The sequence below is a fragment of the Mycobacterium sp. URHB0021 genome, from assembly GCF_054057895.1.
In genome coordinates, this window is the sequence record NZ_JBSRZT010000002.1 from 913,767 (window position 1) to 934,563 (window position 20,797).

Annotated in this window: 19 protein-coding genes; 12 read left to right on the forward strand and 7 right to left on the reverse strand. The window is 68.0% G+C overall.

Annotation, left to right across the window (positions count from 1 at the left end; all coding sequences use genetic code 11):
* Nucleotides 1–84: 84 nt before the first annotated feature.
* Nucleotides 85–1,011, forward strand: coding sequence for a prephenate dehydratase (pheA, locus tag ACVWWN_RS06625; protein ID WP_457143180.1), 927 nt, complete (start codon nucleotides 85–87; stop codon nucleotides 1,009–1,011).
* The gene (locus tag ACVWWN_RS06630) at nucleotides 1,008–1,694 is read left to right on the forward strand and encodes a histidine phosphatase family protein (protein ID WP_457143181.1); all 687 of its coding nucleotides are present in this window, start codon (nucleotides 1,008–1,010) and stop codon (nucleotides 1,692–1,694) included. Before pheA ends, ACVWWN_RS06630 begins: the two co-directional genes overlap by 4 nt.
* 226 nt (nucleotides 1,695–1,920) lie before the next feature.
* On the opposite strand, the gene ACVWWN_RS06635 is transcribed toward ACVWWN_RS06630, so the two are convergent.
* The gene (locus ACVWWN_RS06635; RefSeq protein ID WP_457143182.1) at nucleotides 1,921–2,274 is read right to left on the reverse strand and encodes a metallopeptidase family protein; all 354 of its coding nucleotides are present in this window, start codon (nucleotides 2,272–2,274) and stop codon (nucleotides 1,921–1,923) included.
* A gap of 4 nt (nucleotides 2,275–2,278) precedes the next feature.
* Nucleotides 2,279–3,739 carry a septum formation family protein gene (locus ACVWWN_RS06640; protein ID WP_457143183.1) on the reverse strand — a complete coding sequence of 487 codons (1,461 nt, stop codon included), beginning with the start codon at nucleotides 3,737–3,739 and terminating at the stop codon, nucleotides 2,279–2,281.
* 117 nt (nucleotides 3,740–3,856) lie between these two features.
* Between ACVWWN_RS06640 and serS the strand changes: the two genes are divergently transcribed.
* Entirely contained in the window at nucleotides 3,857–5,119 is a 1,263-nt protein-coding gene (serS, locus tag ACVWWN_RS06645) for a serine--tRNA ligase (RefSeq protein WP_457143184.1), read from the forward strand.
* Nucleotides 5,120–5,140: 21 nt separating this feature from the next.
* Nucleotides 5,141–6,142, forward strand: coding sequence for an MOSC domain-containing protein (locus tag ACVWWN_RS06650; protein ID WP_457143185.1), 1,002 nt, complete (start codon nucleotides 5,141–5,143; stop codon nucleotides 6,140–6,142).
* 26 nt (nucleotides 6,143–6,168) lie between these two features.
* Here ACVWWN_RS06650 and ACVWWN_RS06655 read toward each other — a convergent pair whose 3' ends face one another.
* Genes ACVWWN_RS06655 through ACVWWN_RS06665 form a run of 3 tightly spaced genes read right to left on the reverse strand, consistent with a single transcriptional unit; the run spans nucleotide 6,169 to nucleotide 8,796 of the window.
* Nucleotides 6,169–6,507 carry a hypothetical protein gene (locus tag ACVWWN_RS06655; protein WP_457143186.1) on the reverse strand — a complete coding sequence of 113 codons (339 nt, stop codon included), beginning with the start codon at nucleotides 6,505–6,507 and terminating at the stop codon, nucleotides 6,169–6,171.
* The gene (locus ACVWWN_RS06660) at nucleotides 6,504–8,075 is read right to left on the reverse strand and encodes a Rieske 2Fe-2S domain-containing protein (RefSeq protein WP_457143187.1); all 1,572 of its coding nucleotides are present in this window, start codon (nucleotides 8,073–8,075) and stop codon (nucleotides 6,504–6,506) included. Before ACVWWN_RS06660 ends, ACVWWN_RS06655 begins: the two co-directional genes overlap by 4 nt.
* Nucleotides 8,076–8,112: 37 nt before the next feature.
* Nucleotides 8,113–8,796, reverse strand: coding sequence for a phosphotransferase (locus tag ACVWWN_RS06665; protein ID WP_457143188.1), 684 nt, complete (start codon nucleotides 8,794–8,796; stop codon nucleotides 8,113–8,115).
* A gap of 18 nt (nucleotides 8,797–8,814) precedes the next feature.
* Between ACVWWN_RS06665 and ACVWWN_RS06670 the strand changes: the two genes are divergently transcribed.
* From ACVWWN_RS06670 to ACVWWN_RS06680, 3 genes are read left to right on the forward strand one after another with little or no spacing between them, the layout of a single operon-like run.
* The gene (locus tag ACVWWN_RS06670; RefSeq protein ID WP_457143189.1) at nucleotides 8,815–9,591 is read left to right on the forward strand and encodes a lysophospholipid acyltransferase family protein; all 777 of its coding nucleotides are present in this window, start codon (nucleotides 8,815–8,817) and stop codon (nucleotides 9,589–9,591) included.
* Nucleotides 9,592–9,596: 5 nt separating this feature from the next.
* A complete protein-coding gene (locus ACVWWN_RS06675; protein WP_457143190.1) occupies nucleotides 9,597–10,358 on the forward strand; it encodes a lysophospholipid acyltransferase family protein in 762 nt (253 codons plus the stop codon).
* A complete protein-coding gene (locus tag ACVWWN_RS06680) occupies nucleotides 10,355–11,170 on the forward strand; it encodes an HAD family hydrolase (protein ID WP_457143191.1) in 816 nt (271 codons plus the stop codon). Before ACVWWN_RS06675 ends, ACVWWN_RS06680 begins: the two co-directional genes overlap by 4 nt.
* On the opposite strand, the gene ACVWWN_RS06685 is transcribed toward ACVWWN_RS06680, so the two are convergent.
* Together ACVWWN_RS06685 and ACVWWN_RS06690 are read right to left on the reverse strand one after the other, a co-directional pair.
* Nucleotides 11,167–12,798, reverse strand: coding sequence for an N-acetylmuramoyl-L-alanine amidase (locus ACVWWN_RS06685; RefSeq protein ID WP_457143192.1), 1,632 nt, complete (start codon nucleotides 12,796–12,798; stop codon nucleotides 11,167–11,169). The two genes, ACVWWN_RS06680 and ACVWWN_RS06685, sit on opposite strands and share 4 nt — an antisense overlap.
* A 156-nt stretch (nucleotides 12,799–12,954) precedes the next feature.
* Nucleotides 12,955–13,881 carry a hypothetical protein gene (locus tag ACVWWN_RS06690; protein WP_457143193.1) on the reverse strand — a complete coding sequence of 309 codons (927 nt, stop codon included), beginning with the start codon at nucleotides 13,879–13,881 and terminating at the stop codon, nucleotides 12,955–12,957.
* 199 nt (nucleotides 13,882–14,080) lie between these two features.
* Between ACVWWN_RS06690 and glf the strand changes: the two genes are divergently transcribed.
* The 5 genes from glf to zomB are packed head-to-tail and all read left to right on the forward strand — an operon-like array spanning nucleotide 14,081 to nucleotide 20,785.
* On the forward strand, nucleotides 14,081–15,292 hold the full coding sequence (gene glf, locus ACVWWN_RS06695) for a UDP-galactopyranose mutase (protein ID WP_457143194.1): 1,212 nt from the start codon (nucleotides 14,081–14,083) through the stop codon (nucleotides 15,290–15,292).
* On the forward strand, nucleotides 15,289–17,229 hold the full coding sequence (locus ACVWWN_RS06700; RefSeq protein ID WP_457143195.1) for a glycosyltransferase: 1,941 nt from the start codon (nucleotides 15,289–15,291) through the stop codon (nucleotides 17,227–17,229). The genes glf and ACVWWN_RS06700 overlap by 4 nt, the downstream gene beginning before the upstream one ends.
* Nucleotides 17,222–17,770 (forward strand): phosphatase PAP2 family protein, encoded by a 549-nt coding sequence (locus tag ACVWWN_RS06705; RefSeq protein ID WP_457143196.1) that lies wholly within the window; start codon nucleotides 17,222–17,224, stop codon nucleotides 17,768–17,770. Before ACVWWN_RS06700 ends, ACVWWN_RS06705 begins: the two co-directional genes overlap by 8 nt.
* A complete protein-coding gene (locus ACVWWN_RS06710; protein ID WP_457143197.1) occupies nucleotides 17,767–18,720 on the forward strand; it encodes a decaprenyl-phosphate phosphoribosyltransferase in 954 nt (317 codons plus the stop codon). The genes ACVWWN_RS06705 and ACVWWN_RS06710 overlap by 4 nt, the downstream gene beginning before the upstream one ends.
* A complete protein-coding gene (gene zomB / locus ACVWWN_RS06715) occupies nucleotides 18,698–20,785 on the forward strand; it encodes a flagellar motor control protein ZomB (RefSeq protein WP_457143198.1) in 2,088 nt (695 codons plus the stop codon). The genes ACVWWN_RS06710 and zomB overlap by 23 nt, the downstream gene beginning before the upstream one ends.
* Nucleotides 20,786–20,797 lie beyond the last annotated feature (12 nt).

A 20,797-nucleotide genomic window follows, 5' to 3' on the forward strand; every position in this document is an offset into this window, starting at 1 on the left:
CTAACTTAACCAATGCTTCGTGGGACGCACAAGGCTTACATGCAGCGGAATCGGATTACCGCAGCGTGGCGATAGGGTTGCCACGTGACGCGCATCGCTTATCTCGGGCCCGAAGGGACCTTCACCGAGGCGGCGTTGCTCAAGATCTCGGCCGGTGGGCTGGTGCCGGGCGCAACCGGCGCCGGCGTCGTCTCGCCGATCTCCACGGAGAGCACCGTCGCCGCGCTGGCGGCGGTCCGGGCGGGCGACGCCGACTACGCGTGTGTGCCGATCGAGAATTCGATCGAAGGATCGGTGCTGCCTACGCTGGACAGTCTGGCCACCGGCCGGCCGCTGCAGATCTTCGCCGAACTGACCCTCGACGTGTCGTTCACCATCGTCGTGCGCGGCGGAACCGCCGCCGCCGATGTCGACACGGTCGCCGCGTTTCCGGTCGCGGCCGCACAGGTGCGGCACTGGCTGGCGGCTCATCTGCCGACCGCTGATATCGTCCCCGCCAACTCCAACGCCGCCGCCGCCGTCGATGTGGCCGAGGGCCGTGCCGCGGCCGCCGTGACCACCGCGTTGGCCGCCGAACGATACGGCCTGACGGCGCTGGCCACCGACATCGTCGACGAGGCCAACGCGCGGACCCGGTTCGTGCTGGCGGGCCATCCGGGACCGCCGCCGAGCCGCACCGGGGCCGACAGGACGTCCGTGGTGTTGCGCCTGGACAACGTCCCCGGCGCGCTGGTATCGGCGATGACCGAGTTAGCGGTCCGCGACATCGACCTCACCCGGATCGAATCACGGCCGACGCGAACCGAATTGGGTACGTACATCTTCTTTCTGGACTGCGTCGGGCACATCGACGACGGCGCTGTCGCCGAGGCACTAAAGGCGCTGCACCGACGTTGTGTGGATGTGCGCTATCTGGGATCGTGGCCGACCGGATCGGCCGTTGGAGCCGTGCCCCCGCCGTCAGACGAGGCGGCGCGGTGGCTGACGCGACTGCGGGAGGGGAAACCGTGAGTGGGCGGCTGGTACTCGTCCGGCATGGGCAATCGCGCGCCAACGTCGAGCGGCGGCTGGACACCAGACCGCCCGGCGCCGCGCTGACCCACCTTGGCCGTGAACAGGCCCGCACATTCGCCCGCGAACTGAGTCACCCGCCGGCCATGATCGCGCATTCGGTGGCGCTTCGGGCCACTCAGTCCGCCGCCGAGATCGGCGGGGAACTGGGTATGGAGGCCCACGAGTTGGAGGGGCTTCACGAGGTTCAGGTCGGTGAACTGGAGAATCGCAACGACGACGCCGCGATCGAGCAGTTCGAAACGATCTACCAGCGGTGGCAGCAGGGCGAGGTCGAGGTTCGGATGCCGGGCGGCGAGTCCGCCGACGAGGTGCTGGCCCGCTACGTGCCGGTCATCACGCAGTTGCGGATGCGCTATCTGGACAACGACGCGTGGCACGGTGACATCGTGGTCGTCAGCCACGGCGCCGCAATCAGGCTGGTGTCCGGCGTCCTCGCGGGTGTCGACAGTGGCTTTGCCCTCGACCACCACCTGGCCAACGGGGAGTCCGTGGTGCTGGCGCCGATCACCGACGGGCGGTGGAGCTGCCTGCAATGGGGTGCGCTGACGCCGCCGTTCTATCCCGAACAGGACGTCCATCCGGTGGAGGATGCGCTGCAATCAGCCGACCCGATGGGCTGACGCGGCCCCATCATCGCAGGCACAGCCGAGCGCGTCACAGTCGATGCTGAACGCGTGCAACAGTTCGGCTGTCACGCAGTCGGGCTCGGTGCATTCCGGCCGGTGCCAGGCGTGGCGGATGACGGTGCCGTGGCAGTGCTCGAGCCCCGCCTCACACGCCCGGCATGCACCTCCCATGGCCCGTTCATAGCACTGCGCGGCGACAAACCGTAGTTGCCGCGCGGTGCTAGCCCCAGCCGAGTTCGTGCAGTCGCTCCTCGTCGATCCCGAAGTAGTGCGCGATCTCGTGGATCACGGTGACGGCCACCTCATCGACCACCTGGTTCTCGTCCTCACACACATCGAGCAGCGCGTCGCGGTAGATCGTGATGGTGTCGGGCAGCGAACCCGCTGCGTACCAGGAGTCACGATCGGTAAGCGCCACCCCGTGATACAGGCCCAGCAGGCTGGGCTCGTCAGGATTGCGGTCTTCGACGAGGACCACGACGTTGTCGATCGCCGCCGCAAGCTCGGCCGGGATCAGATCCAGTGCGTCCGAGACCAGTTCGTCAAACCGTTGCGGGCTCATCCGCACGGCCACGCGACTACTGCCCCGGCAGAGGCAGTGGCGGCGGCACCGGGTCGCCGGGCGGCGGGCCCAGTGCGGGCGGCCCGGCGTCGGGCGGGACGGGTGCCACGGGAGCGGGCGGCGCATCGGGCGCCGGCGGGACACCGGCGTCCTGCGCCGGCGGCGGCACCTGATCCGGCGGCGGGGGCGGACCGTTGAGGAACGTATTGCCCGACGATGGAGCCGCGGAGGTCGGCGTCTGGTCCGCCGATGGCTGTTGGGCCTCCTGGGACTGTTGGCTGCCCGTCGACTGCTGCGGCAGGTGCTGGGTCTGCTGGCTCTCGTCGGACTGGCTGCTGCTCTGGCTGCTCTGGCTGCCCGCGCTCTGCGAGGAGGTGTCCTCCGGCATTTGGGGCTCGACCACCGGGATCGGCGGCAGGTTCAGCCTGTCGAGCGGAATGTCGGGCGGGGCAACGGGTGGCTGTCCGTTGATCTGCAGCGGGCCCTTGGCGCTGTTCAGCAGCGTCGACCAGCCGCCGTTGCCGAGTGTCGCACCGATACTGCACGACACCTGGTGGCTGCCGGCCGCCCAGCTGGGCAGCGAGATGGTGCTGTAGATCAGCGTCAGCGTGGTGGCCCGCAGCTGGATGGGAGCCAGGTAGGCATCCGTCATCCGGGTGCAGGCGTCCTTGATGAACGAGTCCTGGTCGGGCTCGGCGGGCAGCGCATCCGGGAACTTCTCGGCGAGGTTGACCGCTCCGGTGACCTCCATCGCGTGCGGTGCCGCGCAGTCGACGGGGATGTCCGTCGGCTGGTTTGTGGTCGGATCGATGCCAAGGCAGGTGCCCGCGGGCCACACCTTGGACTGATCGACGTCGGCGACCTTGCCCTTGAAGGCGAGCTGCTGATTGTTGGGGCCCGGTAGCTGCAGACCGCACAGCATCCGCCGCTCGCCCGACTGCCGCCAGGCCTTGTCGCCCGACCACAGCATGCTGACGGTGAACCGGCTGTTGGGGTCGAAGCGCGCGCCGAGGTAACGCTTCACCGCCACCGAGCACTGTTCCTGGCTGATCTGCTGGATGCGCGCCGTCGACGGCGGTGCAGCGTCGGGTCCGTATTCGCTGCCGGGGAAGGTGCGCATATCCACCGACTCGGCGACCTCGAAGCGGTGCTCGGAGGTGCAGTCGACGATCTCCGCGGAGTCGGGGTTGCGGTCCGGCCAGTCCAGGCAGTCACCGCTCTTGGCGTGATTGAAGGTGTCGTTGCCGCGGGGACCGAGCGAGATCGAGCTGGCGGTGAGCGCGTTGGCCCCTTCGGACTGAGGCAGCGCGGTGATGAGGCCCGCGATGAGCAACCCGCCGAGCGCGGTCAACAGCAGAGCGCGGCGGGTCGACGCGGCCTGCAGACTTTGCCACCACGCGGCCCGCTTCGGGGGTTGTTCAGCCCCCCCGTAGGCGAGCTGGTCGTATTGCTCGGGTGCCTCCAACATCCGCTCCATTGTGACAGGCGTGTCAGGCGCTGTGACAAGTGATGCAGTTGTAACGTCACGAGGTTGTGCCCGGGCCCCGGGGCCTCGACGCGTTCGCACCCGGCGACCGAAAGTAGGGTGGCGCCCGTGATCGACCTCAAACTCCTGCGCGACAGCCCAGATCTGGTGCGGGCGTCGCAGCGCGCCCGCGGCGAGGACCCGGGACTCGTCGACGCGCTGGCCGACGCGGACACCGCCCGGCGGGCCGCGATTTCAGCCGCCGACAACCTGCGTGCCGAACAGAAGGCGGCCAGCAAGCGCGTCGGCTCGGCGTCCCCCGACGAGCGGCCGGCGTTGCTCGAGGCGGCCAAGGCCATGGCGGAGAAGGTCAAGTGCGCCGAGGCGCAGCAGGCGGACGCCGAAAAGGCTTTCAGCACAGCGCATATGGCGATTTCGAACGTCATCGTCGACGGCGTTCCGGCCGGCGGTGAAGACGACTTCGTGGTGCTGGAGACGGTGGGGGAGCCACGGTCCATCGCCGATCCGAAGGACCACCTCGAACTCGGCGAGTCGCTGGGCCTGATCGACATGGAGCGCGGCGCGAAGGTGTCAGGCTCCCGGTTCTACTTCCTCACCGGGGCGGGCGCGTTGCTGCAACTCGGCCTCATGCAGCTCGCGGTGCGGCTGGCGACCGAGAACGGGTTCACGCTGATGATCCCGCCGGTGGCGGTGCGCCCCGAGATCATGGCGGGCACGGGCTTCCTCGGTGCACATGCCGAAGAGGTGTATCGGATCGAGGCCGACGACCTGTACCTCGTCGGTACCTCCGAGGTGCCCCTGGCGGGCTATCACTCCGGCGAGATTCTCGATCTGTCGGGCGGCCCGCGGCGGTATGCGGGCTGGTCGTCGTGCTTCCGGCGGGAGGCGGGCAGCTACGGCAAGGACACCCGCGGCATCATCCGGGTGCATCAGTTCGACAAGGTGGAGGGTTTCGTCTACTGCAGGCCGGACGAGGCCGAGGCCGAGCACCAGCGATTGTTGGGCTGGGAGCGCGAGATGCTGGCCAAGATCGACGTGCCGTATCGCGTGATCGACATCGCGGCGGGCGACCTGGGTGCCTCTGCGGCACGGAAATTCGACTGCGAGGCGTGGGTGCCGACGCAACAGACCTACCGGGAGCTCACCTCGACGTCCAACTGCACGACCTTCCAGGCTCGCCGGCTGTCCGTGCGCTACCGCGACGAGAACGGCAAGCCGCAGACCGCCGCGACGCTCAACGGCACGCTGGCCACCACCCGCTGGTTGGTCGCCGTCCTGGAGAACCACCAGCAGCCCGACGGCAGCGTGCGGCTACCCGAGGCCCTGGTGCCGTTTGTCGGAAAAGAAGTGCTGGAGCCGCGAACTGGGTAGTAAGGACGCATGGTCAGGCGGATGGATGTTGCGACGCTCGCTGAGCTGTGGCGCTTTCCGGTGAAGTCGATGGGCGGCCAGCGCGTCGACGAGGTCGCGGTGAATCCGCGGGGTGTGCACGCCGACCGACTGTGGGCCGTGCGTGACCTCGAGAACGACATCACCGCCTCGGCGCGCAGGATCCCCGCTCTGCTCGGCTGCCTGGCCCGGTACGCCAGCGCGCCCGGTCCGGACGCCGGGCCGGGTAACGCACCCGAGGTCGTCATCACGCTCCCGGACGGCAGCGAGGTTTCCAGCAGCGATCCCGATGTGCACGCACGGCTCTCGGAAGCGGTCGGTCGAGACGTTCGCCTCATCGCGCTGCCGCCGGTCGGCGATACCAGTGCGCACCGGCTGTCTGTGCAGCAGGGCAGGTCCACGTTCTCGGTCGCCGAGGTCCGCCGCGATTTCGGGTTGACCGGAGACGAGGCGCTTCCCGACACCAGCATGTTCTCCGCAAAGCAGCTCATGACGCTCGCCAGGTTCTCCACCCCGCCCGGCACGTTCGTCGACCTCGGGCCGGTGCATCTGCTGAGCACTGCCAGCCTGGCGTCGTTGTCGCCGGGCGAGGAGCACTGCGATTCCTACGATGTGCGACGCTTCCGGCCCAACGTGCTCCTCGAAATCGGCGATCCGGACGGTGAGTTCCCCGAGGCCGGCTGGGTGGGGTCGCGGCTGCACATCGGCACGTCGACCATGCGGGTCACCACGCCGACCATTCGCTGCGTCGTCCCGACCAGGCCACAGCCGGGCCTGGAACCGAACCGGGCCTTGACGCGTCGGCTGGCGGAACGTACGGACCGATTCCTGGGTGTCTACGCCGACGTGACCGAGCCCGGGATGCTTCGCGTCGGCGACGGGGTGTGCATCGAGGAGGCCGGGCCACCGACCGTCGTCTCGCGCGCCGCCGCCACGGTCGGCAAGACCGCGATGCGTGGAATGCAGCGGCTCCTCGAGGCGACGGTGCTGCGCGCCGGCGAATGAGTGGGAATGACTGCGAACGAGCGCCTTTACTTCGTCTCGAGCAACTCGTCGAGTCTGGCCAGGAACTCCTTCGGACGCTGCGGCGTGAACGCCGGACTCGGCCGCACGCCGGGCACATCCAGTGTCACGAGCGTCGATCTGGTCGGGCGCCACAAGTCGAGCGGTAGCCACCGGCGCAGGCTCGAGGTGCCCCAGATCCGGAACCGCTCGGTGAACACGCCCAGGGGTTCGGCCTTGTACCCCCGCACGGAACCCAGCGGAATGATCTTCGATGTGCCCGACGGAAAGTGGTAACGCCGCAACGTGATGGCCTCACGGTCGAGCTGAACCAACCCGTCGTCGTAGTACTGGCGTGGTGCGCTCACGGTCGGTCCAACCGGGCGGAGCGGAGCTCGTGGCCCTTGGTGGTCAGGCAGCGCCCGGTCTCCAGATTCCACTGCCAACCGTGCAGGTTGCACGTCAAGGTGGTGCCCTCCACCACGCCGAACTTCGACAGGTCGGCCTTCAGGTGCGGGCAACGACGCTGAATCTCGAAGCCGTCCAATGTGATCGACGCCGTATCGTCATGCGCCTCGGCGAACCAGCCGTCGGCGTAAGCGATCCGCTCGTCGGTCAGGCATTTGAAGAACGTGTACAGGTACTCGTTGTAGCCGCCCACCCGCCACGCCTGGAAACGGGTGGACAGGAAGATGGTGTTGACCCAGTCGGGCTCGTCGTCGCGCAGCACGGTGCGTACCAACTCCGGGGCGATGGCGAAGCCGTAGCGGAACTTTTCGTCTGGAATCGGCTCTCGCACAGCACGTTTCGGAAAGTCGAGCACTATGATCTCTTGATGACCTCGGCCCCCGAGCCGCAGCTCGACCGGATAGCCTATGCCGTCGCAGATCTGGTCGCTCTGGATCATGATCGGCTCGAACCTGGCGCGTAGCGGCTCCAGCAGTGACTCGCCGGCGGCCGGCGCCCAAGCGGCCTTCTCCGCGGCCAGCACGGGCGCCATCCGCTGTGCGTAGTCGGCGATGTAGGCCGCCTTGCCCGTCGTGAAGATGGCCCGCACGTCGTCGTCGGGCAGCGGGTGGTTGGTCGAATTCAATCGCGGACCGGTGAAATCGGCCGTCGAGCCGGGGATCAGGAGCAGCCCGCCGTGGTGGCCGTGGGTGCGCATCTGGTCCAGGAAGACGACCTGGTCGGGGAAGATGTTGGCCGGATCACCGTGGTCGTCGTTGAGGTCGCGCAACTCCTCGTCGAGGAAGCACGGCGGCCCCGCGGACGGGATCACCCAGGTCGCACCGACCTGCGCGATGTACTGGCGGCAGCGGTCCATCTGGCGCTGGCGCTTCTGGGTGCCGAACGCCTCCTTGGCGCGCGCAGGCATGTCGTAGACCATCGGGTACCAGATGGCACCGGAGTACTGCAGCATGTGCACGTCGACGGCGCCGAAGTCGGCGTGCAGGACCTCCAGGTCCACGGGCCGCGCGTCGTTCATGTTGAAACAGACGGTCTCGCCGTCGTCGACCACCAGGCCCGAGTCGCCGATCGGCCCGTCGGCCGGGGCGCGCAGCGCGATGATCATCACGTCGAGATCGCCCTTGGGCCCGCTGATCCGGTGCTTGACCGAGTCGGTCGTCTCGAAGAAGCGGTGGAAACCCAGCTTCTCCAGTTCGCGCTGCAGGTCAGGGACCGGGTAGTCGGGCAGCAGCACGAGGGCGTCCTTGTTGACGTGCTCGGTCAGGTTCTTCGGGTCGAAGTGGTCTTTGTGAAGGTGCGATACATAGAGGTAGTCGACGTCGCCCAGCGCGTCCCAGTCCAACCGGCTGTTATCCGGGAACGGGAACCAGGAGGCGAAGTAGGCCGGATTGACCCACGGGTCACACAGGATGCTCCCGGCCTTGGTGTCGATCCGGAAACCCGCGTGTCCGACGCTGGTGACCTGCACAAATACCTCTCTACCCGATCAGTCTGCCCCGCCAAGCTTAATGCGACGAGGCATCGCAGGCGTTCCAGAGGCGTTGGTAGTGGTCGATCCGGGCCTCGTCCGGCTCGACCCCGTAGCCGTCCAGCAGGTCTCGTTCCCACCAGCCGGGGTAGTTCCAGGACAGCGAGAGTATCGCGACGGCGAGATCGGCCCAGCGGTCGGCGACGCCGAGGTCACCGAGGTCGACGTGTCCGCTGCAACGGCCGTCGTCGTCGAGCAGGGTGTTGGGTGCGCACGCATCGCCGTGGCACACCACCAGCCGGTCAGTCGGATACGGATCGGTCACCCACGGCGGTGGGCCGAACGGGAACGTGTCGGCCGGCAGCGCGTCGTGCAGCCGGCGCAGCCCCGCGCCGATGGCCCGGGCGGCGATCCGTGGCGCGGCCACCCAGCGCGGGTCGACGGCCGACCGGCCGGGCAGACCCTCCGTGTGCAGCCAACCGTCACCTTCGCCCAGCACCCGCGGCACCCGGTGATAGGCCGCCGCCCAGCGCAGCCGCTGCGCCTCGGCCACCAGATGCGGTGCCCACCGTACTCGTGAGACCTTGACGAACTCCTGCCCGCCGCCCACGGCGAAGGTGACGCCGCCCAACTCGTTGACCCACACCGGCGTGACGGGCCGGCCCGCGGCGATCGCGGCGACCACGGCCGGCACCAGGATGGGTTCGCTCGGCACGGTCACCGGACTAGGCTGCCTGATGTGGAACCGGTATACGGAACTGTCATCCAACTCGCCCGCCTGACATGGTGGATGCAGGGACTGAAGTTCACGGTCACCGGGGTGGAGAACCTGCCCCGCACCGGCGGCGCCGTGGTCGCGATCAACCACACCAGCTACTTCGACTTCACCTTCGCGGGGCTGCCCGCCTACCGCCAGCATCTCGGCCGCAAGGTCCGCTTCATGGCGAAGAAGGAGGTCTTCGACCACAAGATCACCGGGCCCGTCATGCGCAGCCTGCGCCACATCGAGGTGGATCGCAACAGCGGCGCGGCGTCCTACGACGAGGCCTGCCGGAAGCTCAAGGAGGGCGAGCTGGTCGGCGTCTATCCCGAGGCCACCATCAGCCGCAGCTTCGAGATCAAGGCGTTCAAGTCCGGTGCCGCGCGAATGGCCATCGCCGCCGACGTGCCGATCGTGCCGCACATCGTATGGGGTGCCCAGCGGGTCTGGACCAAGGGCCACCCCAAGAACATGTGGCGGCCCAAGGTGCCGATCACGATCGCGGTGGGCGAGCCGATTCCCCCGACCCTGCCGCCCGCGGAGCTCACCGCCCTGCTGCACTCGCGGATGCAGCACCTCTTGGAGCAGGTGCAGGACGCCTACGGCCCCCACCCGCCCGGTGCGTACTGGGTGCCGCACCGGCTCGGCGGGGGCGCGCCGTCGCTGGCCGAGGCCAATCGGATGGATGCCGAAGAGGCCGCAGAAAAAGCCGCCCGTCGCGCGCAGGGCTCGGACCCCGCCGGGGCGCCGGGTTAGCGCACATGGAGCCCGTTTTCCGTGCGATCGAGATCGCATCCAAGGCGGCGATAAGGGTCACCGGGACCCGGATCACCTACCACGGTATGGAGAACATTCCGGACATCGGTGGCGCCGTGATGGCGATCAACCACACCAGCTACATTGACTTCCTCCCGGCCGCGCTCGCCGTCTGCTACCGCAAGCGCCGGATCCGCTTCATGATCAAGGCGGAGATGCAGGACGTGAAGGTGGTCGGCTGGTTGATCAAGCACACGAAGACCATTCCGGTGGACCGCCGGGCGGGCGCGGGGGCCTACTCGGTGGCCGTCGAGCGGCTGCGCGAAGGGGAGCTGGTGGGGGTGTACCCGGAAGCGACCATCAGCCGCAGCTTCGAGCTCAAGGAGTTCAAGACCGGCGCCGTCCGGATGGCGATCGAGGCGCAGGTGCCGATCATCCCGATCATCGTGTGGGGCGCCCAGCGGGCGTGGACGAAGGACCACCCGAGATCCTTGGGCCGCAGAAAGCTTCCGGTGACGGTGTCGGTCGGTAGGCCGATCCCGCCGACAGGTACGGCCCACGACCTGGACGGGAAACTGCGTGATTCCATGACGGCGTTGTTGCACGAGGTCCAGGCCGACTATCCACACCCGGAGGGCGCGTACTGGGTGCCGCGCCGGCTGGGTGGTTCGGCGCCGACGGTCGAAGAGGCGCAAGCGCTCGAGGAGGCCGAGTTGGCCGAACGCGCCCGCAAGCAGACCGGCCGAGACGCTAAGAGCGACCGGTGAAAACGCCGTCGCTGATCGCCTCCGATGTGGACGGCACGCTGCTCGACGACGACGAGAAGATCACCGCGCGCACCCGTGCCGCGGTGCGCGCGGCCGTCGACTCCGGTGCGCAGTTCGTGCTCGCCACGGGCCGTCCGCCGCGCTGGGTGCACCCCATCGTCGATGCGCTGGGGTTCGCCCCGATGGCGGTGTGCGCCAACGGGGCCGTGATCTACGATCCGTCGACCGACCGCATCGTGTCTGCGCGCACGCTGTCCGCGGACATGCTCGGCGAGCTCGCCGAGATCGCCACCCGGGTCATCCCGGGCGCGGGGCTGGCCGTCGAGCGGGTCGGCAGCAGTGCCCACGACGCCGCGACGCCGCAGTTCGTCAGCTCGCCGGGCTATGAACACGCCTGGCTGAACCCGGACAACACCGAGGTGTCGATCGAGGACCTGCTCAGCGCCCCGGCCGTCAAGCTGCTCATCCGCAAGGCCGGCGCGCTCAGCTCGGACATGGCCTTCGAATTGGCCAAACACATTGGTCTGGAGGGAGATATCACCTACTCGACCAACAACGGCCTGATCGAGATCGTGCCGCTGGGCATCAGCAAGGCGACCGGTGTCGAGGAGCTGACGCGTCCGCAGGGCATCACCGCCGAGGACGTGGTGGCGTTCGGTGACATGCCCAACGACGTGCCGATGCTGGGCTGGGCCGGGCTGGGTGTGGCAATGGGCAACGCCCACCCGGAAGCGGTGGCGGCCGCCGACGAGGTGACGGCGTCCAACACCGAGGACGGCCTGGCCCGCGTGCTCGAGCGCTGGTGGCTCTAGGTCGGGTTGATGGCGGGGGTGAACCGCTCGAGTTGGATGGGCGCACCCTCGGTCGACGGCGGTGGCAGCTCCAGCGGCACACCGTCGGTCACCCGCGTCACCGTGCCCTTCTCCCGGTCGAAGTTCAGCGTGCCGTGTTGGAAGTTCTGCACGATCCACAGCGGTTCCTGGATCTCCGCGCTGGTCGGCAGGCCGAGTGCGCCCCGCTCGAAGCCCAGCGAGCCCCAGGCCGAATAGATCGCTCCGGTGACGGGCTCGGCTCCGCTCTCCGGTGACCAGTACAGCGCGCCCTTCTTGAAGGTCACGTAGCGCGTCGACCCCTCACCCGACGCCTCCGGTGAGGTGGGCGCACCCAGCATGCTGTTCATCCCGCCCATCGAATCCCAGCGCGCGAAGATCGCACCGCCGCGCAGGGATTCGGCCAGTTCCTCGGGGCCCGGCGGGGCGTTGAAGCGCGCGGCGATCTCGCGCAGCCGGTCCATCAACGCGTAGGCCTCGTTGCCTGGGCAGTCGGTGTTGCCGACGTCGCGGTGGGTGAAGATCGCGGGCAGCGTCGGCGTCGCCCCGATGGGAAACTTTGTGAAAGAGCCGCCCGCCGAAGGCAATACGACAGTGCTCCTGGGGTCGATGTGGTCGAGCCCTAGGCGCCAGCCGAGCAGCCGGCCAGTAGTACGCAACTGGATCGGCGTCGGAGGCATGAGGTCGAAGTTGCCCAACATCGCCACACCCCAGGTGTTTCGGTTGAAGCCGCCGGTGTGCGATCCCTCGACCGGTTTGTCCATCCCGCCCGCGCGGCCCTCGAACACCTGGCCGTACTTGTCGACGAGCGCGTTGTAGGCGATGTCGCACCAGCCGAGCGTACGGGTGTGGTACTCGAAGATCGACCGGACGATGCCCGCCGAGTCCTCCGGCGCGTAGTCGTTGCTTCCCGCCGTGTGATGGACGATCCCAGCTCGGATTCCCTTGTCATACACCGGGTTTCCGCACCGCATCGATTCATCTGCGCCCCACTGCGCGCGGCTGATGACATAGGGCGGCTGGCCCGGCACCGTGACGGCGCTGGGCAGCGGCGCGATGTCGGCGGGCGCCTGCGGCGGGCTGATCAGCACCGCGTTGATGTTCTGGCCGAACGGCTGCTCGACGTTGGCGGGCACGTATCCGAGAGCCGGCTTGCCCGCCTCGGCGGGACCCGCTGGCTTGGCGGCCGGCCCGGTGGCGGGCGCATCCTGCGGGCGGGTCACGGCGATCTGCACGGTGGTGGTGCGGCCGACGAAGATCGGTTCGGTCCCGCGCGGGTGTGGCGAATCCGGGCCGACGCCGTCGAGGTTCTCGGCCTCGTACCAGGGCCCCCACGAACCGTCGGGCTTGCGGGCCCTGACCCGCGCCGACGTGCCGGACAGATCTTCGGCGGTCAGCGCCACCATCGAAAACGGGGTGTCCTGATGGATTTCGCGGATCGACTCACCGCCGCCGAGACCGCTCAGCGGTTGTTCGGCGAGTTGCGGCGAGTCGGCGGCGGGCCGCTGATCGGAATCGTCGGGCAGCCCGTTGATCGCCCACGGCAATACGACGAGGGTCGCCGCGATTGCGGTGAACAGTATCGACGGCGCGGGACGACGGCACGGCACGGACCGATGTTACGTATGTGTCAGTTGTTACCAATGTTTCGACACGGTAGTTGGCCGCACTAAATTGCTGCCCGCGGCCTGGCCCGGACCGAGGCCGATCGTGCAACGGCACCGCAGAGTCGGAGGGACTTCTGCGGTGCCGTCTCGCAACAGGACTCAGGATGACGGGGTGGGGTTCACTTCCGGCGCCGTGCCCGCCGCCTGGGTGATCGGGGCGGCGGCCGCGGGTGCAGCAGCGGCCGCGGCGGCCGCGGGGGCGCCCGGCGGCTTCATCGCCGACATGATCGCGGGCATCAGCACGCCCTTGAGCAGGTCGATCGCCTGGCCGGCCCCGAGTTGGTTGGCCGCGCTGCCCAGATCACCGAGCAGACCGGGGCTGCCGGTGCTGCCCGGTATTCCGGACAGGGACGGGTCGCCGCCGAGAATCGGATAGGTGCCCGCGGTCGGGTCCAGGCCGATCGGTGACGAGATCGGCACCTCGCCGGGGCTGGGCAGGCCCGTGGCGTTCGAGATCGGGCTCAGGGCCGCCGCCGTCGGATCCGTCACCGACGGCGTGGTCAGCCCTGGAACCGACGGAGTGGTCAGGCCCGGCGTCGCCGGTGTCGTCAGTCCCGGAAGCGTCGGCGTCGCGGCGGCGGCGGCCGGCGGGGTGGTGCCGAGGCCAGGCAAGCCGGTCGGGCTGGTCAGCGCCGGATTCGTCAGCGCCGGGTTGGTCAGCGCGGGGTCGGTCAGGCCGGTGGGTGATGACGGGAGTCCGAGACCCGGTGTGGCCAGGGGCGAGCTACCCAGGCCCGGCGACGTCAGCGTCGTGGGCATGCCCCCGCCCGAACCGGTGAGCAGGCTCGTCGGCATTGGGGGCAGGTTGATGCCGAATTGCGACAAGCCCTGCGACAACGCGGACATCAGCTCGTTGGGCAGGTCGGTGACCATCGAGGCCTGGACGAATTGGCGATGCTGCGGTGCGGGCTGACTGGCGCTGTGGGACAGTTCGGACACGGCGGTTATTGCAATTGGACTCGCGACTGCCAGGGCGGCGACTGTGCTCATGGCTGTCGAGAGCCGGCGTCGACGTCGGTTCGGCACGGAAGTCTCCTCAATACATGGACTACGTCTGGTAGGTGGGCTGGTGAGTATCCAGTCCCCGTAGTTACTGACGTGATTGATGGTACTGATGTGACTAGTGGGTCTAGAGTGACGATGCGGAATCGTGAGCCAATTGCGACCTTCTCCCGGGGCGACCCGCTGCGGGCAAGTCGGGAAGGGACGCCACAGTCGGATACCCTTGCTGCCGATGACCGCTCGTTTTGACCTCTTTGTCGTCGGTTCCGGATTCTTCGGTCTGACGGTTGCCGAGCGTGTGGCGACGCAGCTGAACAAGCGGGTCCTCGTCCTCGACCGGCGACCGCACATCGGTGGGAACGCCTACTCCGAGCCTGAGCCGCAGACCGGTATCGAGGTGCACAAGTACGGTGCCCACCTCTTCCACACCAGCAACCAGCGGGTGTGGGACTACGTGCGGCAGTTCACCGACTTCACCGGCTACCAGCACCGCGTCTTCGGGCTGCACAACGGCCAGGCCTACCCGCTTCCGATGGGGCTCGGCCTGGTCGCGCAGTTCTTCGGCAAGTACTACACCCCCGACGAGGCGCGCCAGCTGATCAAGGAGCAGGCCGCCGAGATCGAAACCGCCGACGCGCAGAATTTCGAGGAGAAGGCGATCTCGCTGATCGGGCGCCCGCTGTACGAGGCGTTCTTCAAGCACTACACCGCCAAGCAATGGCAGACCGATCCCAAGGAACTGCCCGCGTCCAACATCACCCGGTTGCCGGTGCGCTACACGTTTGACAACCGGTATTTCAACGACACCTACGAGGGCCTGCCGGTCGACGGCTACACCGCGTGGCTGAAGAACATGGCCGCCGACGAGCGCATCGAGGTGCGGCTGGACACCGACTGGTTCGATGTGGGCGACGCATTGCGCGCCGAAAGCCCCGATGCCCCCGTGGTCTACACCGGCCCGCTGGACCGCTACTTCGACTACTCCGAGGGACGGTTGGGCTGGCGCACACTGGATTTCGAGGTGGAGGTCCTCGAAACCGGCGACTTCCAGGGCGCTCCGGTGATGAATTACAACGACCCGGACGTGCCCTACACCCGCATTCACGAGTTCCGGCACTTCCACCCGGAACGGGCTTACCCGACCGATAAGACGGTGATCATGCGCGAGTTCTCGCGGTTCGCCGATGACGACGACGAGCCTTACTATCCGATCAACACCGAAGCCGACCGTGCCCTGCTCGCCGCGTACCGGGCCAGGGCCAGGGCCGAAACCGCATCGGCGAAGGTCCTGTTCGGCGGTCGATTGGGGACCTACCAGTACCTGGACATGCACATGGCCATCGCAAGCGCGCTGAACATGTACGACAACACGCTCGCGCCGCACCTCCGCGACGGTGCCCCGCTCGGCGACAACACAGAAAGCACCACAGCATGAGCGACATCCCGACCGGCGCACTGGACTCCGGAAATTCGAGGGCCGCCAGCCTGCTTGCCCGCATCATCCTGCCGCGCCCCGGTGAGCCGCTCGACGTCCGCAAGCTCTACATAGAGGAATCGGAGACCAACGCCCGCAGGGCGCATCCGCCGAACCGCACCACGTTGGAGATCGGTGCTGAATCGGAGGTGTCGTTCGCGACGTACTTCAACGCGTTCCCCGCGAGCTATTGGCGGCGGTGGTCGACGTTGGAATCCGTGGTGCTACGCATCGAGTTGACCGGCACCGCGCGCGTCGACGTGTACCGGTCCAAGGCCACCGGCGCGCGGATCACCGTCGGCGGCGGACCCGTGTCCAGCGGCGACTCGAACGACCCCGCCGTGGTCGAATTCGAGGTCGGCCTCGACCCATTCGAGGACGGCGGCTGGATCTGGTTCGACATCACCACCGACACCAGCGTGACGCTGCACAGCGCCGGCTGGTACGCGCCGGTGCCCGCACCGGGACGCGCCAGCGTCGCGGTGGGCATCCCGACGTTCAACCGTCCCGCGGACTGTGTCAGCGCGCTGGCCGCACTCACCTCGGACCCGTTGGTGGACAAGGTGATCGGCGCCGTGATCGTATCCGACCAGGGCACCGGCAAGGCCAAGGACCATCCTGGCTTCGAGGCCGCCGCCGCTCCCCTCGGCAATCGGCTGACGATCCACGACCAGCCCAACCTCGGCGGCTCGGGCGGTTACAGCCGGGTGATGTACGAGGCCCTGAAGAACACCGACTGCGAACAGATCCTGTTCATGGACGACGACATCCGCATCGAGCCGGACTCGATCCTGCGGGCGCTCGCGTTGAACCGGTTCGCCAAGACGCCGACCCTCGTCGGCGGCCAGATGCTCAACCTGCAGGAACCGAGCCACCTGCACGTCATGGGCGAGATGGTCGATTCGGACAACTTCATGTGGACGAACGCGGTCAACACGGAGTACGACCACAACTTCGCGAAGTATCCGCTCAACGACGAAGACGAGTACCACAGCAGGCTGCTGCACCGCCGCATCGACGTCGACTACAACGGGTGGTGGATGTGCATGATCCCGCGGCAGGTCGCCGAGGAGCTGGGCCAGCCGCTGCCGCTGTTCATCAAATGGGACGACGCGGACTACGGCCTGCGTGCCGGCGAGCACGGCTATCCGACCGTCACGCTCCCCGGCGCCGCGATCTGGCACATGGCCTGGAGCGACAAGGACGACGCCATCGACTGGCAGGCGTACTTCCACCTCCGCAACCGGCTGGTGGTGGCGGCCATGCACTGGGACGGCAACGTCACCGGCCTGATTGCGAGCCACTTCAAGGCGACGTGTAAACACCTGCTCTGCCTCGAGTATTCGACGGTCGCCATCCAGAACAAGGCGATGGACGACTTCCTCGCGGGGCCTGAGCACATCTTCTCGATCCTGGAATCCGCGCTGCCCGACGTGCGCAAGATGCGGCAGAGCTATCCCGACGCGGTGGTGCTGCCGAGTGCGACGGCGCTCCCGACTCCGTCGGACAAGCGCTGGCGCAAGCAGGTGAGGATCCCCACCAACCCGCTCTCGATCTCGTTCCGGCTGGGTCGAGGCGTCGCGCACCAACTCAAGGCACACGATCCCGCGCACCATCTGCGTCCGCAGATCAACGTCGCCACCCAGGACGCCCGGTGGTTCTCGCTGTGCAACGTCGACGGTGTCACCGTCACCACGGCCGACGGCCGCGGTGTCGTCTACCGGCAGCGTGACCGCGCGAAAATGTTTGCGCTGCTTCGGGAGTCGCTGCGGCGCCAAATCCGGCTGGCGCGCAAGTTCAACCGCCTGCGCAAGGTCTACCGCGAGGCACTGCCGACGCTGTCCAGTAAACAGAAGTGGGAGACCGTGTTACTGGAATCGTCACCCGCCAATGGCTGAGGACTCCCCTGCGCTTCGCGCGTGGGCCCACCGCAGAGAGGAGGCTGCGCTGGTGGCTGTGCAGTCGGCGCTCGCGGACCGGCCCGGCGTGCTTGCGGGCGCTCGGGCGCTGTCGCACTTCGGCGAGCACAGCATCGGCTGGGTGACGGTGGCGGTGCTGGGCGCGCTACTGCAACCGGCCAGGCGCCCGGCGTGGCTGGCCGTCGGCGTCGGCGCATTCCTGGCCCATGCCGCCGCCGTGCTGATCAAACGGATCATCCGCCGGGAGCGCCCGCACCACCCGGCCGTCGCGGTGAACGTCGGCACTCCGAGCCGACTGAGTTTCCCGTCGGCGCACGCCACCTCGACCACGGCGGCTTCGATGCTGCTGGCCCGCGTCACCGGTCTGCCGCTGCCGCTGTTGCTGGTGCCACCGATGGCGCTGTCCCGCTTGGTGCTCGGCGTGCATTACCCGACCGACGTACTCACCGGCGTCATGGTCGGAGCGGCCGTGGCGAAGGGGGTCGGCGCGGTCGCCGACCGCGCCGAAGGAGTCTCATGAGCCTCTCGAGTGAAAGCAGTCCGTCCAGCGCGCAGAAGACGACCGAGCCACAACCGGTCAAGGGCCCCCCGCGCAACCTCGTCAGCGGGCTGATCAAGGCGGTCCGGCCCCGCCAGTGGGTGAAGAACCTGCTGGTGCTGATCGCACCGGTGGCCGCCTTCGGCAGCAACATCCACTATGACTACCGCGAAGTCGCGGTCAAGGTCGCGATCGCCTTCGTAGCCTTCTCGCTGGCCGCTTCGTCGGTGTATCTCGTCAACGACGCCCGCGACGTCGAGGCCGATCGCGCACATCCGACCAAGCGGTTCCGGCCGATCGCCGCGGGCGTGGTACCCGCGTGGCTGGCCTACTGCGTGTCGGCGGTGCTCGCGGCCGCCGCACTCGGTGTCGCCCTGATCGCGACGCCGAACCTGACGGTGGTCATCGCGGTCTACATCGCCATGCAGCTCGCCTACTGCTTCGGGCTGAAACACCAAGCGGTGCTGGATATCTGCATCGTCTCGTCCGCATACCTGATCAGGGCCATCGCCGGCGGCGTGGCGGCCGCGATCCCGCTGTCGCAGTGGTTCCTGCTGGTGATGACGTTCGCATCGCTGTTCATGGTGGCGGGCAAGCGCTATGCCGAACTGCAGCTGGCCGAACGCACCGGCGCCAAGATCCGGAAGTCGCTGGAAAGCTATACCTCCACGTATCTGCGGTTCGTCTGGACACTTTCGGCTACCGCGACGGTGGTCTGTTACGGGTTGTGGGCCTTCGAACGCGACGGCGCCAACGCGTCCTGGTACGCGGTCACCATGATCCCGTTCACGATCGCGATCCTTCGGTACGCCGTCGATGTCGACGGCGGTCTGGCCGGCGAGCCGGAGGACATCGCATTGAAGGACCGAGTGCTGCAGCTGTTGGCCGTGGCATGGATCGGAACCATCGGTGCCGCCGTCTTCCTCAGTTGACAGGGTGAGCGGCGCGGTCGTTGGGCGGCTGGCCCGGTGGCCGGCGTTTCCCTACGACGTCACTGTCCGGCTGAGCCTGTGGGCGAGCACACTGGTCGTTGCGGTGTTGTTCGGGTGGGGCGCCTGGCAGAGACGCTGGATCGCCGACGACGGCCTCATCGTCCTGCGTACCGTGCGAAACCTGCTGGCCGGCAACGGCCCGGTGTTCAACGAAGGGGAACGGGTCGAGGCGAACACGTCGACGATCTGGACGTTCCTGGTCTATCTCGGCGGCTGGATCGGTGGTCCGGTGCGCTTGGAGTACGTGGCACTGGTGCTCGCGCTGACGCTCAGCGTGCTGGGCATGGTACTGGCCATGCTGGGCACAGGCAGGCTCTACGCCCCCCGCCTGCGGGGCACCAGGGCGCTGCTGCTGCCGGCCGGTGCGCTGGTGTACATCGCCATCCCGCCGGCCAGGGACTTCGCCACGTCGGGTCTCGAAAATGGCCTGGTGCTGGCCTATCTGGGCCTGCTGTGGTGGCTGATGGTCAGCTGGTCGCAGGCCCTGCACGCCACCCCGGCGCGGGAGCAGCCGCCCCGTCGTGGCGCCCCGCCGGCCATCCGCAGGGCGCCGGCTGCCGCACAGGTGGTCACCGCGCCACCGCAGAACGTCGTCAGCCGATTTTTCGACGCGACAGTGGCTTTCGTCGCGGGCCTCAGCGTGCTGGTGCGCCCGGAGCTCGCGCTGATCGGCGGTCTCGCGCTCGTCATGATGCTGGTCGCGGCGCGCGGCTGGCGGCGGCGCGGCCTGATCGTCGCCGCCGGTGGCCTGGTGCCGGTGGCCTATCAGATCTTCCGGATGGGTTACTACGGCCTGTTGTTCCCCGGCACCGCGCTGGCCAAGGATGCCTCGGGTTCGAAATGGGCGCAGGGCTTCATCTACCTGGGCAACTTCAATCACCCCTACCTGCTGTGGGCGCCCGCGATCCTGCTCGGCGGGCTCGGGATCATGGTGCTGATCACCCGCGGGAAGCCGTGGTGGACCCACCGCCAGCCCGTCCGCGGGTACGGCCGGTTGGCCCGCATGGTGCAAAGTCCGGCTGCCGTAGTGCTTTTCATGCTCGTCAGCGGACTGCTTCAGGCGATCTACTGGATCCGCCAGGGTGGCGACTTCATGCACGGCCGGGTTCTGCTGGCCCCATTGTTCTGCCTGCTCGCACCGGTCGCGGTGATTCCCGTCGTGTTGCCGGACGGAGCGCGCATGGCGCGCGGTGCCGGCTATCTGTTCGTCGGCGCCACCGGCGTGCTGTGGCTGGCGGTGGCGGGATGGGCGCTGTGGGCGGCCAACTCGCCGGGCATGGGCGCCGATGCCACGCGCGTCACCTACTCGGGCATCGTCGACGAGCGCCGGTTCTACTCGCAGGCAACCGGTCATGCGCATCCGCTGACCGCTGCCGACTATCTCGACTATCCGCGGATGCGGGCGGTGCTCACCGCGCTCGACAACACCCCCGACGGCGCGTTGTTGCTGCCGTCGGGCAATTACGACGTGTGGGACGTGGTGCCGGCGGTGCCACCGCCGCCGCCGCCTCCCGGCGCACCACCGGATGCGAATAAGCACCGAAAGGGCCCGCACACAGTGTTTTTCACCAACCTGGGCATGCTCGGCATGAACGTCGGATTGGATGTGCGGGTGATCGACCAGATCGGATTGGCCAACCCGCTGGCGCAACATACGGCCCGGCTCGAGGACGGCCGGATCGGACATGACAAGAACCTCTTCCCCGACTGGGCCGTTGCCGAGGGGCCGTTCCTCAAGATCCCGCCGTTCATCCCGCCGTATCTGGACCGGGACTGGATCGCCCAGGCCGAGGCCGCGCTGAAATGCCCCGCGACCGACGCGATGCTGAACTCTGTTCGTGAACCGATGGGGCTGCGTCACTTCGTCTCGAACTTCTTTAACGCCTACGAGTTCACGAAGTACCGGATCGACCGCGTGCCGCGCTACGAGCTCGCCCGCTGTGGCCTGGATGTGCCCGCTCCGTCGGCCGCCCCTTACACTGGCATGCCGGCAACGGGGCCGTGACGGTAACGCCGC

Coding starts and splice junctions, on each gene's coding strand:
- ACVWWN_RS06640 (WP_457143183.1), bottom strand. CDS start 3,739: ATGGAGCGGATGTTGGAGGCACCCGAGCAATACGACCAGCTCGCCTAC.
- ACVWWN_RS06650 (WP_457143185.1), top strand. CDS start 5,141: ATGGATGTTGCGACGCTCGCTGAGCTGTGGCGCTTTCCGGTGAAGTCG.
- ACVWWN_RS06675 (WP_457143190.1), top strand. CDS start 9,597: ATGGAGCCCGTTTTCCGTGCGATCGAGATCGCATCCAAGGCGGCGATA.
- ACVWWN_RS06700 (WP_457143195.1), top strand. CDS start 15,289: ATGAGCGACATCCCGACCGGCGCACTGGACTCCGGAAATTCGAGGGCC.
- ACVWWN_RS06705 (WP_457143196.1), top strand. CDS start 17,222: ATGGCTGAGGACTCCCCTGCGCTTCGCGCGTGGGCCCACCGCAGAGAG.
- ACVWWN_RS06710 (WP_457143197.1), top strand. CDS start 17,767: ATGAGCCTCTCGAGTGAAAGCAGTCCGTCCAGCGCGCAGAAGACGACC.